Annotated in this window: 12 protein-coding genes; 2 read left to right on the forward strand and 10 right to left on the reverse strand. The window is 38.0% G+C overall.

The features are described from left to right. Window positions 1-296: 296 nt before the first annotated feature. From AC4G3K_RS10910 to AC4G3K_RS10920, 3 genes are all read right to left on the reverse strand, one after another. Window positions 297-2081, reverse strand: coding sequence for an acyl-CoA dehydrogenase FadE (locus tag AC4G3K_RS10910; RefSeq protein WP_491077612.1), 1785 nt, complete (start codon window positions 2079-2081; stop codon window positions 297-299). A 66-nt stretch (window positions 2082-2147) separates the two neighbouring features. Beyond that, the gene (locus AC4G3K_RS10915) at window positions 2148-3326 is read right to left on the reverse strand and encodes an acetyl-CoA C-acetyltransferase (protein ID WP_491077611.1); all 1179 of its coding nucleotides are present in this window, start codon (window positions 3324-3326) and stop codon (window positions 2148-2150) included. Window positions 3327-3363: 37 nt separating this feature from the next. Next, window positions 3364-5751: a 3-hydroxyacyl-CoA dehydrogenase/enoyl-CoA hydratase family protein gene (locus AC4G3K_RS10920; RefSeq protein WP_491133303.1), complete on the reverse strand. Its 2388-nt coding sequence runs from the start codon at window positions 5749-5751 to the stop codon at window positions 3364-3366. A 183-nt stretch (window positions 5752-5934) separates the two neighbouring features. Between AC4G3K_RS10920 and AC4G3K_RS10925 the strand changes: the two genes are divergently transcribed. Continuing rightward, window positions 5935-6063 (forward strand): YuzL family protein, encoded by a 129-nt coding sequence (locus AC4G3K_RS10925; RefSeq protein WP_491077609.1) that lies wholly within the window; start codon window positions 5935-5937, stop codon window positions 6061-6063. A gap of 117 nt (window positions 6064-6180) precedes the next feature. On the opposite strand, the gene arcC is transcribed toward AC4G3K_RS10925, so the two are convergent. From arcC to rodA, 7 genes are all read right to left on the reverse strand, one after another. Beyond that, window positions 6181-7143, reverse strand: a complete 963-nt coding sequence (gene arcC / locus AC4G3K_RS10930) for a carbamate kinase (protein ID WP_491077608.1) — start codon at window positions 7141-7143, stop codon at window positions 6181-6183. A 44-nt stretch (window positions 7144-7187) separates the two neighbouring features. Beyond that, window positions 7188-8603, reverse strand: coding sequence for an arginine-ornithine antiporter (arcD, locus tag AC4G3K_RS10935; protein ID WP_491077607.1), 1416 nt, complete (start codon window positions 8601-8603; stop codon window positions 7188-7190). 66 nt (window positions 8604-8669) lie between these two features. Continuing rightward, window positions 8670-9680 carry an ornithine carbamoyltransferase gene (gene argF / locus AC4G3K_RS10940; protein ID WP_491077606.1) on the reverse strand — a complete coding sequence of 337 codons (1011 nt, stop codon included), beginning with the start codon at window positions 9678-9680 and terminating at the stop codon, window positions 8670-8672. 43 nt (window positions 9681-9723) lie between these two features. Then, window positions 9724-10956 (reverse strand): arginine deiminase, encoded by a 1233-nt coding sequence (gene arcA / locus AC4G3K_RS10945; RefSeq protein ID WP_491077605.1) that lies wholly within the window; start codon window positions 10954-10956, stop codon window positions 9724-9726. 239 nt (window positions 10957-11195) lie between these two features. Continuing rightward, window positions 11196-11651, reverse strand: coding sequence for an arginine repressor (gene argR / locus AC4G3K_RS10950; RefSeq protein WP_491077604.1), 456 nt, complete (start codon window positions 11649-11651; stop codon window positions 11196-11198). 584 nt (window positions 11652-12235) lie between these two features. Next, window positions 12236-12922 carry a Crp/Fnr family transcriptional regulator gene (locus AC4G3K_RS10955; RefSeq protein ID WP_491077603.1) on the reverse strand — a complete coding sequence of 229 codons (687 nt, stop codon included), beginning with the start codon at window positions 12920-12922 and terminating at the stop codon, window positions 12236-12238. Between the two features lie 352 nt (window positions 12923-13274). Continuing rightward, window positions 13275-14447, reverse strand: a complete 1173-nt coding sequence (gene rodA / locus AC4G3K_RS10960; protein WP_491077602.1) for a rod shape-determining protein RodA — start codon at window positions 14445-14447, stop codon at window positions 13275-13277. A gap of 376 nt (window positions 14448-14823) precedes the next feature. Here rodA and AC4G3K_RS10965 point away from each other — a divergent pair, with 376 nt between their 5' ends. Continuing rightward, window positions 14824-15675, forward strand: coding sequence for an MBL fold metallo-hydrolase (locus AC4G3K_RS10965; protein WP_491133304.1), 852 nt, complete (start codon window positions 14824-14826; stop codon window positions 15673-15675). Window positions 15676-15943 lie beyond the last annotated feature (268 nt).

Genomic DNA, 15943 nt, shown 5'->3' on the forward strand with positions numbered 1-15943 from the left:
AAAACCTAATATAAGTAACCATTAGACCCCAAGATAATTATTCATGACTACTCAGTAAAGGACGAGCGACCAGCGATTTTACTCACTCGTTTTACATAGACGACTTTAAGAGGACTTAAAAAAGCGATGCTTTCTCTTACTGACATGAACTTGAAAACATGGCTAATTAAAATTATGAAAGTCCAAAAATAAAGGAGGGATTCAGAATATGGACTCTATAGAGCCCTTCTGAATCCCTTCTTTATAATCTTAAGCCTGGTTTTCTCCCTGGCTTTTCTATTTAATTAACTTATAGGTTAAACAGTGTAACGTTCAACCTCAACCAATTTTACTGCCGCTTCACGTTTTGTTGCAATGACATTAAATGGTGTGAAGCGTGTAAATTTACGTAAAGCAGATGTCATCATACGCAATGTATCACCTGTTTCTGTTGCTACCAATGTTTCTTTAGCATGCTTTTCGATTTCTCCAAATGCTTCCTGGCAGAAGATTTGAGTATATAGAAGTTTTTGTTTGTTCTTTTCTAAGCCATCTCTTTTAATTGCTTTCTCTGTACGAAGAACAACCGATTCCATTGCATAGACAAAGGAAGCGATATCTGCAATATTTACAAGAATTTCTTGTTCTTTTTCCAATTCAGCACCAAATTTTTGCGCTGCTAATCCTGCAATCATAATACCGATATTTTTTGCATTTTTAACGAGATGTTTTTCTTGATCAAGAGGCTCCGTACCTGGCTCTTCAGGCATAAGCATCATTAAACCTTCAGATAGTTCCTGCGCTTTTTGCAAGAGTGGCAATTCACCTTTCAACGCTTTTTTCAGGAATGTTCCCGGGACAAGCAGACGGTTAATTTCGTTTGTCCCTTCAAAAATACGGTTGATTCGGGAATCACGATACATTCTTTCAATTTCATACTCTGCCATGAAGCCATAGCCGCCATGAAGTTGAACGGCTTCATCGACAACATAATCCAAAACTTCAGAAGCAAAGAATTTATTTAAGGAACATTCAATTGCATATTCTGCAATGGACTTTGCGACTTCTTTCCCATCTTTTATTTCTTCATCACTAAGTCGGCTCATTCTTTCTTCAAATAAACCAACTGTCCTGTAGACAGAGCTTTCAGCTGCATATATTTTGGAAGCCATTGTAGCCAGCTTTTCTTTTGTTAAATTAAATGAAGAGATTGGTGTTTTAAATTGCTGGCGCTGATTGGCATACGTAGCTGCCAATTCAAATCCACGCTTGGATGCTCCAACTGCGCCAACTCCCAATTTATAACGGCCAATGTTAAGAATATTAAAGGCAATCACATGCCCTCTTCCCGCTTCACCCAAAAGGTTTTCAACAGGTACTTCTGCATCTTCAAGGATTAAGGTTCTGGTTGAAGAACTTTTAATTCCCATTTTCTTTTCTTCTGGTCCAGTAGAAACACCTGGATATTCTCTTTCTACAATAAAGGCAGAGAATTTATCTCCATCAATTTTCGCGTATACAACAAATACATCAGCAAAGCCTGCATTTGTAATCCATTGTTTTTCACCATTTAAAATATAGTGAGTTCCCGCTTCATTCAATTTTGCAGTTGTTTTTGCACCAAGTGCATCAGAACCTGAACTTGGCTCTGTTAAAGCATAGGCAGCTAATTTTTCACCTGTAGCCAATAATGGAAGGTACTTTTGTTTTTGCTCTTCATTACCAAATAAAACGATTGGCAGTGAACCGATCCCGACATGCGCTCCATGAGAAATGGAAAATCCTCCTGCACGTGATAATCTTTCTGAAATAAGCGCAGAGCTTACTTTATCCAAACCTAAACCACCGTATTCTTCAGGAACATCCGCACCCAATAAGCCAAGTTCTCCGGCTTGTTTCAATAATTTCACTGAACGATCAAACTCATGATTTTCTAAATATTCTACCTGGGGTAATACTTCATTTACCAAATAATCTTCAGTCGTTTTTGCAATCATTTTGTGTTCATCTGTGTAATCCTCAGGAGTAAACATATTTTCAGCTTCAATATCTTCAATTAAAAATGCTCCGCCTTTTAATACTTCTTCTGTTTGATTAGCCACTTTACTTCCTCCTAATTTGGAGATGACCCAAGTTTTTATACCCAATCATCTCATCACTTTTCCTTTTTATGCCAATAATTCAAAAACTCCAGCGGCGCCCATACCTCCGCCAATACACATCGTTACGATTCCAAACTGTTCATTTCGGCGTTTCATCTCGTGAAGGAGGCTCAATGTTAATTTAGCTCCTGTACACCCAAGTGGATGTCCCAATGCAATCGCACCGCCATTCACATTTACCTTCTCCTCATCGATACCCAAGTGGCGTATGACTTGAATGGATTGGGATGCGAATGCTTCATTCAATTCAAATAATCCAATATCAGATAAGCTTAATCCAGCCAGCTTAAGCGCTTTAGGAATTGCTTCAACCGGACCGATTCCCATAATTTCCGGTGGTACGCCTGCAACGGCGAATGATCGGAATTTCAAGAGGGGTTTGAAGCCTTCCGCCTCTGCTTTCTCCCGGTCCATAAGTAATACAGCAGCTGCTCCATCGCTTGTTTGTGAAGCATTGCCCGCTGTTACTGTTCCTGTGAGTGAAAATGCAGGTCTCAGTTTTGCAAGCACTTCAGTTGTTGTACCTTCACGAACTCCTTCATCTGTTGTAAATTGAACAGAGCGCTCTTTTAATTTATGATCCGAACCAACATGGCGAAGAGTCACATCTACAGGAACAATCTCATCTTTAAACTTTCCATCACGGATGGCCTGTGCAGCCTTCTGATGGCTGTGTACGGCAAAGGCATCCTGTTCCGCGCGGGTAATACCGTATTTTTTAGCAACCTCTTCAGCTGTATGTCCCATTCCCATATAGTATTCAGGAGCTGCTTCGGCCAGCTTGTAATTTGGACGGACTACATGCCCCATCATTGGAACCATGCTCATTGATTCGACACCGCCGGAAATGACCGTTTCGGAATGCCCCAGCATAATCCGTTCTGCACCGTAGGCAATGGACTGCAGACCTGATGAACAGTAGCGATTTATCGTAATAGCCGGCACATTGTATGGTAAACCTGCCAAGGCACCGATATTGCGCGTCACATTGAGTCCCTGCTCAGCTTCAGGCATTGCACAGCCAAAAATCATATCATCAATTGGCCCATCATAATTTTCTGCTCGCTTCAGCGTTTCCTTTACTACCAGTGCACCTAAATCATCTGGTCGAACGTTTGCAAGGGTTCCTTTTTTGGCTCTGCCAACCGGGGTTCTGGCTCCGGCAACAATCACTGCTTCTCTCATGCCCATCCTCCTCTTAATCAATCAAAATTCCGGTCTATTAGTTACGTAATGGTTTTCCTTTAACAAGCATATGTTGCATGCGCTGTTGGGTTTTCCCCTCTTGGACAAGGCTGATAAACGCTTCTCTTTCTAAATCAAGCAAGTATTGTTCATCCACTTCAGTTCCATAAGGCACTTTACCGCCAGCTAAAACATAGGCAATTTTTTGAGCGATCTTCAAATCATGCTCTGAAATATAGCCGGAATACAGCATTGATTGCGCTCCCAGTAATAAAGCCGCATAACCTGGTTCACCTGATACCGGAATTTTTTTGCGTACCGGAGGCTTATATCCGGTATCATGCAACGCAATGACGGCTTGTTTTGCATCATATAGCTGATGATCAGGATTGAAACTGATTCCATCCATGTTGTTGAGGAAGTTGTTTTCTCTGGCTTCATCACCAGAAGTTGATACTTTGGCAGTGGCAATTGTTTCAAATACATTAATAGCAATCTTAGTAAGGTCGAAATCAACCCCGTTTGGTAAGCTATTAAGCTGTTTAATATATAGCTCTTTATTTCCGCCTCCGCCCGGCAGTAAGCCCACTCCTGTTTCCACCAATCCTATATAGGTCTCAGATGATGCCTGAATCTTTGCTGCAGGCAGGCAAATTTCAGCCCCTCCGCCAAGCGTCATATTAAACGGCGCGGCAACAACCGGTTTCCTGCTATATTTAATATTCATCATCGCTTGCTGGAATTGACGTGTAATCATTTCCACATCAAAAATATTGTCATCTTGTACTTCCATTAGAATCATAGCCAGATTGGCTCCAACGCAGAAGTTTTTACCTTGGTTGCCTATCACTAGTCCTTTGTAATTTTTCTCCACTTCTTCAATCGCATAATTGATCATGTGGATAATATCAAAACCAATCGCATTATTAGGTGAATGGAATTCCAGTAATGCTACTCCATCGCCTATATCGATCAGGCTGGCACCGCTATTTTTCTTAATGACCCCTTTTTGTTTCTTAATCAACTTCAAATTAATATTTTTTTCGTTCACTTCAAGTTGTTGATATTCACCGTTTGCATAATAAAGTGTTCCATTTTCTCCTTCTTTATAGAAGCTTGTGTTTCCGTCTTCTATCATTTGCGTTATCCACTCAGGAACATGGTGTCCTTCCTCCTGCATCTTGGCAACAGATTTCTCTAAACCAATCGCATCCCATGTTTCAAATGGCCCAAGCTGCCAGCCAAATCCCCACTTCATCGCCTGGTCGATGGCTACAATATCATCCGCAATATCGCCAAGTAATTCTGCCGAATAGATTAAAGTAGGACTTATCACATTCCATAGCAGTTCACCGACACGATCTTTTGAATAAATAAGCGCTTTCAATTTTCTTGCAGCGCCTTTCTCCTGTTTTACCATTTCCAATGAAGGTGCTTTTAACTTTTTACGCTCTACGTATTCCATAGTGGAAGGATCAAGTTCCAGTATTTCCTTTCCTTTTTTCAAGAAAAATCCCTGGCCCGATTTACTTCCTAACCAACCATTTTCAAGCATTTTTTTCATAAACTCAGGTACTTCAAATACGGATTTCTCTTCTTCATTATCTACATTGTCATACACATTTTTAGCTACATGGGCAAAGGTATCCAGCCCTACTACATCCAATGTACGGAACGTAGCACTCTTTGGACGGCCAATTAAAGGACCTGTTACAGAATCAACTTCTCCGACGCTGTAGCCTCGCTCCATCATTTCACGAACAGTTACCAATAAGCCGTAGGTACCAATTCGGTTTCCAATAAAATTGGGAGTATCTTTTGCTATTACTACCCCTTTGCCTAAAACATTCTCCCCAAATTGTTTCATTGCACTTACTATTTCAGGCGACGTTGTTTTAGTCGGAATGATTTCTAACAGCTTCAAGTATCTAGGTGGATTAAAGAAATGGGTGCCAAGGAAGTGCTTACGGAAATCTTCAGAACGCCCTTCCGTCATTGCTTCAATGGAAATCCCAGAGGTATTTGAACTTACAATACTGCCTGGCTTTCTATATTCGTCTATTTGTGCAAATACACTTTGTTTAATATCTAGTCTTTCAACAACGACCTCGATAATCCAATCGCAGTCACTAATTTTCGATAAGTCATCTTCAAAGTTTCCTGGCTCAATTAGAGATAAATTCTTCTTGGAGGTTAACGGTGCAGGTTTTTGTTTAAGTAGTTTTTGAATGGACATTTGGGCCAATCGATTACGTACTTGATTGTCTTCAAGTGTTAGTCCTTTTTTCTCCTCATCTGCGGTAAGTTCTCTTGGAACGATATCCAATAACTTAACCGGAATTCCAATGTTGGCTAAATGTGCTGCGATGCCTGAACCCATAACCCCTGATCCAAGTACAGCTACTTTTTTAATTTGAAGGTTCAATATTAAATCCCCCTTTATTTTGAATGAATGTTCATTCATTTTTATCGCAAAAAATTTTGGAATAAAAATCCTACATATCTAACTATAAGAGATTTTAGAAAATTCCGCAATTAAAATATCCAAAAATATGGCAGTTTGTTATTAATTTTTAATTTGGTCAAACTAATAGAGGAGGTGATTTTAATGGCAAAGCTTAAAAAGAACCCAAGCAAATCAGGAGTCAGTGCTGCAAGCGTAAAGGGAAATGCCGGTCCACATCACGAAAAGCTTCATTCTAAAGTAAACAGTCAAAATAACCAATTTAAAAAATAATATATCATTATTCATTTATATGTACGAGATGTAGTTATTGTGCTCCACCCAACTAAAAAAGAACAAAATATACCCCAAATCATCGTAGATTTGGGGTATACATTTCATGCATATATGTTAGGCCATTACTTTTTCTTCCTGCATAGAAATGATTGTTCCGGCATTGCCTTTCAATGCATCTAAAGCTTTATCAAGTGATGTTATAATTGTGGAACGGCCTGGTCTTGATTCTGCAAATTGAATGGCAGCCTCAACTTTAGGAAGCATACTGCCCGGTGCAAAATGACCTTCCTCCGCCAATGCTTTTATCTCCTTGGTTGTAATGGATTCCAGTTTTTGTTGATTCGGCTGATTATAGTTAATGTAGATGTTATCTACTGCAGTCAAAATAATTAAAGCATCTGCATCTACTAATTCTGCCAGCTTCTCAGAAGCGAAATCTTTATCGATAACGGCTTCTACACCAATCAGTTCATCGTTGGATTTTAGGACTGGAATACCACCGCCGCCTGTAGAAATAACGATCTTTCCGCTTTCTACAAGACTGTTAATACTCTTATGCTCCAAAATGCTTACTGGTTTTGGTGAAGGCACCACTCTTCTCCAGCCTCTGCCTGCATCTTCCTTAAAGGAAGCACCAGTCTCTTGAATCAATTTCATCGCTTCTTCTTCTGTATAAAAAGGACCAATTGGTTTAGTAGGATTTTTGAAGGCTCCATCGTTTTCATCAACAACAACCCTTGTTACAATACCTACTACATCCTTATGGATTCCTCTTTTAGAAAGAGCCTTGTCCATAGCGTTTTCCAACCAATATCCAATCATACCCTGTGACATAGCCCCACATGTATCAAGAGGCATAGCTGGATTTTTTTCTGAATCAGCTGCTTTTTGCTGAAGAAGGATATTGCCTACCTGTGGTCCATTACCATGTGAAATGATGATATCCACTCCATTTTCCACTAGCGTTGCAAGTTGTTCAGCCGTTTTTTCTAGTGCCAGCTGTTGAGCTTTTGCACTGGCATCTCCGGATTGAATGGCATTACCGCCTAAAGCTATAACTACTTTTTTTCTTTCCATACGTAGTCCATACCTCCAAAAATCAGTCTGTAGTTAGATACTTGTTAAATGGAAATGTTTCCGTTAATCAAACCAACAATCGCCATGCAGGCAAATACAACAAAGGCTGCCGCAATAGCCATTTCTGTTTTCGTAAATACTTGTTTAACATCCGCTTCTTTCTGTACAGCTCTGTAAATCAGGATACCCGGTGCATATAAAAGCATCGTTAATAGTAAATATCCGATACCGGCTGCATAGACCATCCAGATACCATATACACTTGCCACGATACCAATGATAATATTTTTAATGCGATCAGCCGCGTTATCTTGTAAGGAATATTTTAATTGATAGAAAGCAGAGAACGCATAAGGAATTAAGATGGCTGAAGACGCCAATGAAAAAGCAAAGTTATATGCTTGCTCAGATACAAGGAATGTTAATAGGAACAGTTGAATTAAACCATTTGTAAGCCATAAGGAATTAGATGGTGCTCCGTTTTTATTTACTTTTGCGAACCATTTAGGGAATAGCTTATCTTTCCCTGCCAAGTAAGGAATCTCAGATGCCAGCAATGTCCAGCCTAACCATGCACCTAGGACAGAGATAATTAATCCAAGATTGATAAATGTTGCTCCCCATGGACCTACCATTTCTTCAAATACATAGGCCATAGATGGATTATCCAATCCAGCCACATCTACACGATTCATCGCACCGATGGACATGATGGAAATTAATACATAGATAATTAACGTACCAATTAAACCAATGACTGTTGCTTTACCAACATCCTTTTTGTCTTTCGCACGGCTAGATAAAACAACCGCCCCTTCAACACCGATGAATACCCATAAAGTTACGAGCATTGTATTCTTTGTTTGAGACATAACGTCACTGAATTGGAAGCCTGCACCAGTTCCCCAGAAATCATCTAAGAAAATATCAGCATTAAATGCAAAGATACCAATAATGATAAATAAGAAAATAGGAACTAATTTCGCAATGGTCGTTACGATATTTACAAGTGAAGCTGAGTGAACCCCACGTAAAACTAAAGCATGCACAGCCCATAGCAGTATGCTAGCACCAATAATCGCCGCAATATTTTGTCCACCTTCAAACACTGGGATGAAATATCCAATAGACGAGAACAGAAGGGTAGCGTAAGCAACGTTACCTAACCATGCTGATAACCAGTATCCCCACGCACTATTGAATCCCATAAACTTACCAAATCCAGCGGAAGCATAACTGTATACCCCACCATCAAGATCCGGTCTTTTTGCATTCAAGTTTTGGAAAGATAGCGCAAGAGCTATCATCCCTATACCAGTAATTGTCCATCCTAAAATAATGGCCCCTGGGGATGCGGCACTAGCCATATCTGAAGCAAGGTTAAATGCTCCTCCACCAATCATAGAACCTACAACAATTGCAATTAAAGCAAACAAGCCAATCTTTTTATCGTCTGCCATTCTTCTTCACCTCTATTTGATAATGGTAGCAGGGAATTGTATAGAACCAATTCCCTGCTCATCTACTTATTCAATATTGCCTAATGTTAAGGCCATTACAGATTTAATCGTATGCATTCTGTTTTCTGCCTGATCGAAAACTTTGGAATGCTTGCTGCGGAAGACTTCATCTGTTACTTCCATTTCAGCTAAACCATGCTCTTCATGAATCGCACGTCCATATGCTGTTTCAAGGTCATGGAATGCCGGCAAGCAATGAAGGAAGATTACATTTTCGTTTCCAGTCATTTTAATCATGTCCATATTCACTTGATATGGAGCTAAAAGAGCAATACGTTCTGCAAATTTATCTTCTTCTCCCATAGATACCCAAACATCTGTATAGATTACATCTGCTCCGGATACTGCTTCTTCAACATTAGAAGTAATCGTAATGCGACCATTAGATTCCTTAGCCAATTCTTCAGCCAGTTCTACAATAGAAGCTTCAGGGAATAGGGATTCAGGAGAGCAAATACGTACATCCATACCAACTTTTGCTCCGCCAACTAATAAGCTGTTCGCAACATTGTTACGTCCATCTCCCACATAGACAAATTTAACACCTTTTAAATGGCCAATATTTTCTTGTACTGTTAAGAAATCTGCCAATGTTTGTGTTGGATGCCATAAATCTGTAAGACCATTCCATACAGGTACTCCGGAATGCTCAGCCAAAGCTTCCACTTTTGAATGCTCGAATCCACGGAATTCGATCCCATCAAACATGCGTCCCAATACTTTAGCCGTGTCTTCGATGGATTCTTTTTTACCAAGTTGGATATCATCTTTTCCTAAGTACTCAGGATGTGCACCTAGATCAGTACAAGCTACCGTAAATGCACAACGAGTACGGGTTGATGGCTTTTCAAACAAAAGGGCAATATTTTTACCTTCCATATAACGATGAGGAATGCCTTGTTTTTTCTTTTCCTTTAACTCAGCAGCAAAATCAATCATGTGTAAGAATTCAGCTTCCGTGAAATCTTTTTCAGCTAAGAAACTTCTACCTTTAAGATCCGGTCTTGTCTTAATCATTACGACTTCTCCTTCCAAAGATAACTTACTTTCTATATATTGATTAAATATCTTCACGTACAAGCGGCATGCTCATGCAGCGTGGGCCCCCACGGCCACGAGCCAATTCCGAGCTTTTGATTTCAATAACCTTGACTCCATGTTCGCGCAGAACTCTATTGGAGACTTGGTTTCGATCATATGTAACAACCACACCTGGTGCAATTGCCAATGTATTAGATCCATCATTCCATTGTTCACGAGGAGCTGCGATTTCATCTCCATCACCGCAAAGGATGATTTCAAGTTCAGGCAATCTAAGTACTTCTTTAAGAGTTTCTTTAAGATCTGTGCGATGCGTGATATTTACTGAGTATTCATCAGAACCTTTTTCAAGGATGTAAATATTCATTTTACCGCCAGGTCCCTGAATCATCGGATGCATTGTAAACTTATTGTAGTCAACCATTGTAAATACAGTATCCAAATGCATAAATGCACGGCAGTTTGGTATTTCAATAGCTATTACTTTCTTGAATTGATCTTGTTTATTCAAGATGCTAAGTGCAAATTTTTCGATTGCTTTAGCGGATGTTCTCGCTGAAACTCCGATTGCGACTACTTCTGGGCTTAATACCAGCTCATCTCCACCCTCAATTGGGTTATGATACGTACGATCAAGCCATACAGGAACATCTTTACCAGCAAATCTTGGATGATGCTTGATAATATACTCCATAAACAAAGATTCTCTGCGTCTTGCAGGTTCACGCATGTTATTAATTGTTAATCCATTTCCAATAGATGCTGCTGGGTCACGCGTAAAATAAAGGTTTGGCATTGGATCTGTATAGAATGGATAATGGTCCTCCATCAATTCATACAAATGTGTTTTTTTGCTGATCTCCAGTTCATTTTTGCGGATACCGGACATAATTTTTTCAATCATGTCTTCATTTGAAAATGATAATAAATACTCTTTAAGATTTTCAAATGTACCCTGTACCTTTGCATTGCTTTCTTCAAGCATGCGACTAACAAATTCCTCTTTCACTTCAGGATTTGTCAGCGATTCTGCAGCAAGCTTCTCAAGGTATAATACTTCTATCCCTTGATCTCTTAGTGTATTAGCAAAATAATCGTGCTCTTCCTGAATAATCGGCAAATACGGGATATCATCAAATAATAGCCTCTCCAGATATTCCGGAGTAAGATTTTCTACTTCTTTACCAGGACGCTTTAACATAACTGTTTTTAACGTACCAATTTCAGAAGTAACATGAATTGGATTTGTCATCTTGCCTTTCCTCCTGCACATCTTATTTTTCTTACATTCTTAGTGTACAAAAGTAAAAAAAAGAGATTTGTGATATTTTTCACACTTGAAATGTGTAAATCTTCACATAAATCTCTTTAAATAAAAAATACTTTGTATAAATATTCAATTAATTATGTGCAATTTCTATTAACCCAGCCAATCTATGTATATTTTCATGCATAATAGGCTCATGATTTAGAAGAAATAATTTTTCTTTCTTATAAATTTGCAACCGATTTTAGCCTTTCTTCCAGCACCTCTGCCTGAGTAACTGTCCGGCAAATAATCATACACGTGTCATTCCCGCATATCGTTGCTGCTTTTTCTTCCCAGTCAAGTTCATCTAAAATAGCACCAAATGAGTGTGCATGACCAGGTAATGCTTTAATGATAATAAAATATTCAATTCTTTCTATATTAAGTAAGGCATCCTGCATTTTTTTTCGGAGTTTCATTGTATCATTGTACTTATGCTCACCAATAAAGCCATATTTCGTTCCCCCGGTCTTAGATGGATATTTTACTAAGCTTAGTTCCCGAATATCTCTTGAAATAGTAGCTTGAGTGATATGTAATCCTTGCTTTGATAATACTTCAACCAGTTGTTCCTGAGTTTTAATCTCATTATTTTGAATTACTTCCTTAATAATAGCGAGTCTTTTTTCCTTATTCATGATAGTAGAATGCTCCCTTCGCCATGTATTATAATTCTATTGTATACAGATTTGTGCATTAATGAGCAAGTTAATCATACGAAATTATAGTGTATAAAAGGTTTCTTTTTATACCCATTACACTATTTGGATATAAACCAATAACGATTAAATTTAAAAGGAGGAATAGTCTTTCAAGTACAGATCATAGCGTGCCCGGAATAATGTAAACCTGGTATTAATATTCTTAAGGAACGCGTTGCTAAGATGCTCATCGAATCCTTTCCATTATGAAGATAAAGTCGATTATGAGAATAAACTGAATTGGGTAAGGACTTAAAAACTCATCTCTTATAGGAATGGTAACGCCATAGAAAATATAACGTCAACAGAAAGTTCCAGATGTATGTGGATAAAATACAAATCGGAGAAACGAATAGAATAGCAACGTTTCTCCGATTTATTCCACATATTTTTAAGGACAGGCAGCGCTTTAACCGTCACACAATTTGGATTGGATAGTGAACTTTAGGTACTTTTTCACTTCTAGCTAATTCGTCAGTTGACAATTGGACGATACCAATTAATCAGTTTATATAGTTACTTCAGATGACTTCCTTTTCAAAGTATTCAGGTTTATGTATATGAAGCATTCGATCTTTTATGGATAGGATTTGGTCCTTCTTTAATCTATTTACGACCATACTTACAGTTTCTCTCGATGTTCCAGACATAACTGAAATTTTAGTTGTCGTAATCGGACAATTAATACGTATAAATCCTGATTCTCTTTCTCCGATATCATTCATTAAATAGTTTATGGTATTTAATACTCGTATATGAGCACTTGCAGTCATAACATTTTTAACTCTATTTTCTTGTACTGCAAGCAACCCATTGATTTGAAGAATAACTTTTTTGAGAAGAACATTATTTTTAGCGACAACTCGTTCAAATACATCCGCCACCATATAAAAGACTCGAATATCAGTTTCCGCAATGGCGCTATGCCTATACTCTTCACTTTCAAATAAGCCCATAAAAGGAAATACTGTATTCTTTTTCACATAATTCGTATATAACAAACTTCCCTCTCGGTTCGACTTTTCGAGCATAACAAAACCATCAAGCAGTATATAAATTCTAAGCCTCGGATCCCCCTCAAAAAATAGATATTGCCCTTTCTTATATGTTCTTTCATATAGGAAAGGCTCTAATTCCTTTATCTCTTTTTCTGATAAGCATGAAAATAAGTCAACCTGTCTTAATAATTGAATTGCCTTAGCTTTCATTCGTACACCCACTTATATGTATTGTTCAGTTGAAGTTAATCCTCTATTAAACTCGAGCTTGCAAACAAAGTATTTATTGAAACGGATAGCATACAAAGATTTCTATAAATCATGAAGTTTCTATAACTTATAACCTTTCATTACTTCTCTTTATATAGTAACAAAAAAATGATATTAAAATAATAATATTTAACCAAAAAAATTAAAAAGTATGTATTTTCAATAAATTAAATGCAAAGTAAGTACTTTAAACACTAGATGCAGTTTTGCCTGAAATCCTTCTCTTTTCTCTCTATAAAAAATACCTCCTGCCAAATCAAACTTAGGCAGGAGGTATTCTTTAATTAATTCCTTATGATGAGGTAGAGAACATGTATTTCTTGTGATGAAATCTTATACTAAATATTAATCCAAGCGCCAACATATTTCCGAGGAGTGAACTTCCTCCATAACTTAGGAATGGCAAAGGTATACCGGTAATCGGCAACAAGCCGATTGTCATTCCGATGTTTTCAAATACATGGAAAGTCAGCATGCAGATTACACCCACACAGATATAGGTATTAAAATCATTCTTAGTCTCAAGACCAATTTTTGTCATATTATAAATCAATAAGAAGAATAAACTAATGACAATACTTGAACCAAGGAATCCGTATTCTTCTCCAATGACAGCAAATATAAAATCTGTATGGCCTTCTGGCAAGTAAACTTCTCTATTCGCAAATCCCTTACCGGAAGTGGTCCCTGATCCAATCGCTAATAATGATTTAATTAACTGATAGCCTTCGGCAGAAGTATAGTTATACGGATCGAGCCAAGCATATATACGCCCAAATTGATATTGTTTAACATGAAAATATTTTTCCATAATATTCGGATGCCAAACGATAAGGTAAAAAATAACTCCAATTAACAGAAAGCCTCCGCCAAAAATAGACAAGAGTATTTTCCAGGTGATTCCTGATATGAAAATCATCCCAATCATAATCGCAATCATAACAAGAGAAGTTCCCAAGTCAGGCTGCTTCATGACAAGTAAAATAGGAATTGCTGTAGTAATTACAATTTTAAATAAAAGCATAAAGTCGGTTTGAAGTGTTTTAATTCGATGCTTCATATGATGATTTTGAATAAGGGCTGCCAATGCCATAATCAGAAATACCTTCATAAACTCTGATGGCTGAATGGAACCTATACCGGGAAATCTAAACCAACTTTTTGCGCCATTAACAACCGGTGCAATACTTGGTGGTGCAATGATTATAGACACCAACAGGAATAAGCCGAAGAAGTATAAATACCAGCTCATTTTTTTCAACTGATCTGCATCAAATCTCATAATCACAAATGCAAAACTGATTCCTACGACATACCACACAATCTGCTTTACAAGAAAGTTTTCTGTATATTGTCCTGTCGTTTGTGCACTATATATAGCCATACAGCTCGTTATAAAGAGCAGAAACACGATAAATAGAAGACCATAATCTATTCTCGACGTAAAATTTTTATTGTTAGACATGATAAACCACCATATTCATACTAGTTAGGCTTGCAGCCATTTCTTTTATTATACTTGAACAAGATAAAATCACAACTGACATGGTATAAAGAATATACTTCCTGAAAAAGATAATTATACATATATTTCATTACCAATTCCAGTTCCTTCTATTTTCTATATCTATTAATTTTATATTATATAGGTATCCTATCTTAATTTTCACAAAAGCTATATTGATTAATAGTCAGCTAGTATTAAAACTCTCCTCAAACGCTCAACATGTTCGCCTAATAGAAATACAGGCGTTCATTCACAGCTTTTTCATTTTTCTTGTTAATGAGAAATGAAATCAGGGTACATACTAAGTAAAGAGCCTATCTTAGGAGGGATTTTTATGGAACATAAATCTAAACCAACATTCCGTCATACATATATTCCTTTAACATCATCTACGAGCGGAATGGGTATTGAAGTGAAAGAAGATATTTATGTCCTGAATACACAAATCGTTAATATTACGCTGGTAGGATTACCTCAGCAAGACGATTTCGTTTTGATTGATGCCGGCATGCCTAAGGCCGATGATGAGATTATCGAAGCAGTAAACAAACGTTTTGGTAAAGAAAGCAAGCCAAAAGCGATCATTTTAACACATGGCCACTTCGACCATGTTGGTGCCCTTGAAGAATTATTGGATAAATGGGATGTGCCCGTTTATGCTCATGAACTGGAGATTCCTTATTTAACCGGGCAAAAGAATTATCCTGAACCTGACTATAAAGCAGATGGCGGGCTCGTTCCTGACATTGCGCGTTTTTTTCCTAACCACGGTATTGATATCGGCGCTAAGGTGCAACCTCTTCCGGCTGATGGGAGCGTTCCAGAAATGCCTGGCTGGAGATGGATTCATACGCCTGGGCATACACCAGGGCATATATCCCTTTTTCGCGAAGAAGACCGCTTTTTAATAGCCGGTGACGCATTCGTTGGCGTAAAACAGGAATCACTTTATAAAGTCCTAACCCAAAAACAAGAAATCAGTGGTCCACCGAGTTACTTTACTACAGATTGGAACGCAGCCAAAGATTCTGTGATTAAGCTAAATCAGCTGAACCCGAACTTTGCCGTCACAGGCCATGGTCTCCCGCTCCTTGAGGAATATTTAAAAAAGGAGCTGAACATCCTGGCAAACCATTTTGATGAAATGGCCATACCGGAACACAGCATTTATAAGAAGGAGGAATAGCCATACATTCAGCCACCAGGTTATAAGGGGCATCCCTTCAGATGCCCCCCGCCATTTAGGATATAGTGTTTCTTTCCTAATCAATTCCCTATAAAAAGAGATTAACTGGTCGATGTATTTGGATCTCTTTTCCTTTCATACTCAGTTTCTAAGGGATATCATTTATCCTTTTTAAGGATCTTAATAAAATATACGTTTTTTTAGTTACCATACTTAACGAACACATTAAATATGCCTCTCGTTTATACGACATCACGATTAATCCATT

The organism is Bacillus sp. z26 (genome assembly GCF_058313635.1).

Coding starts and splice junctions, on each gene's coding strand:
- AC4G3K_RS10915 (WP_491077611.1), bottom strand. CDS start 3,326: ATGAGAGAAGCAGTGATTGTTGCCGGAGCCAGAACCCCGGTTGGCAGA.
- AC4G3K_RS10925 (WP_491077609.1), top strand. CDS start 5,935: ATGGCAAAGCTTAAAAAGAACCCAAGCAAATCAGGAGTCAGTGCTGCA.
- arcC (WP_491077608.1), bottom strand. CDS start 7,143: ATGGAAAGAAAAAAAGTAGTTATAGCTTTAGGCGGTAATGCCATTCAA.
- arcD (WP_491077607.1), bottom strand. CDS start 8,603: ATGGCAGACGATAAAAAGATTGGCTTGTTTGCTTTAATTGCAATTGTT.
- argF (WP_491077606.1), bottom strand. CDS start 9,680: ATGATTAAGACAAGACCGGATCTTAAAGGTAGAAGTTTCTTAGCTGAA.
- arcA (WP_491077605.1), bottom strand. CDS start 10,956: ATGACAAATCCAATTCATGTTACTTCTGAAATTGGTACGTTAAAAACA.
- argR (WP_491077604.1), bottom strand. CDS start 11,651: ATGAATAAGGAAAAAAGACTCGCTATTATTAAGGAAGTAATTCAAAAT.
- AC4G3K_RS10955 (WP_491077603.1), bottom strand. CDS start 12,922: ATGAAAGCTAAGGCAATTCAATTATTAAGACAGGTTGACTTATTTTCA.
- rodA (WP_491077602.1), bottom strand. CDS start 14,447: ATGTCTAACAATAAAAATTTTACGTCGAGAATAGATTATGGTCTTCTA.
- AC4G3K_RS10965 (WP_491133304.1), top strand. CDS start 14,824: ATGGAACATAAATCTAAACCAACATTCCGTCATACATATATTCCTTTA.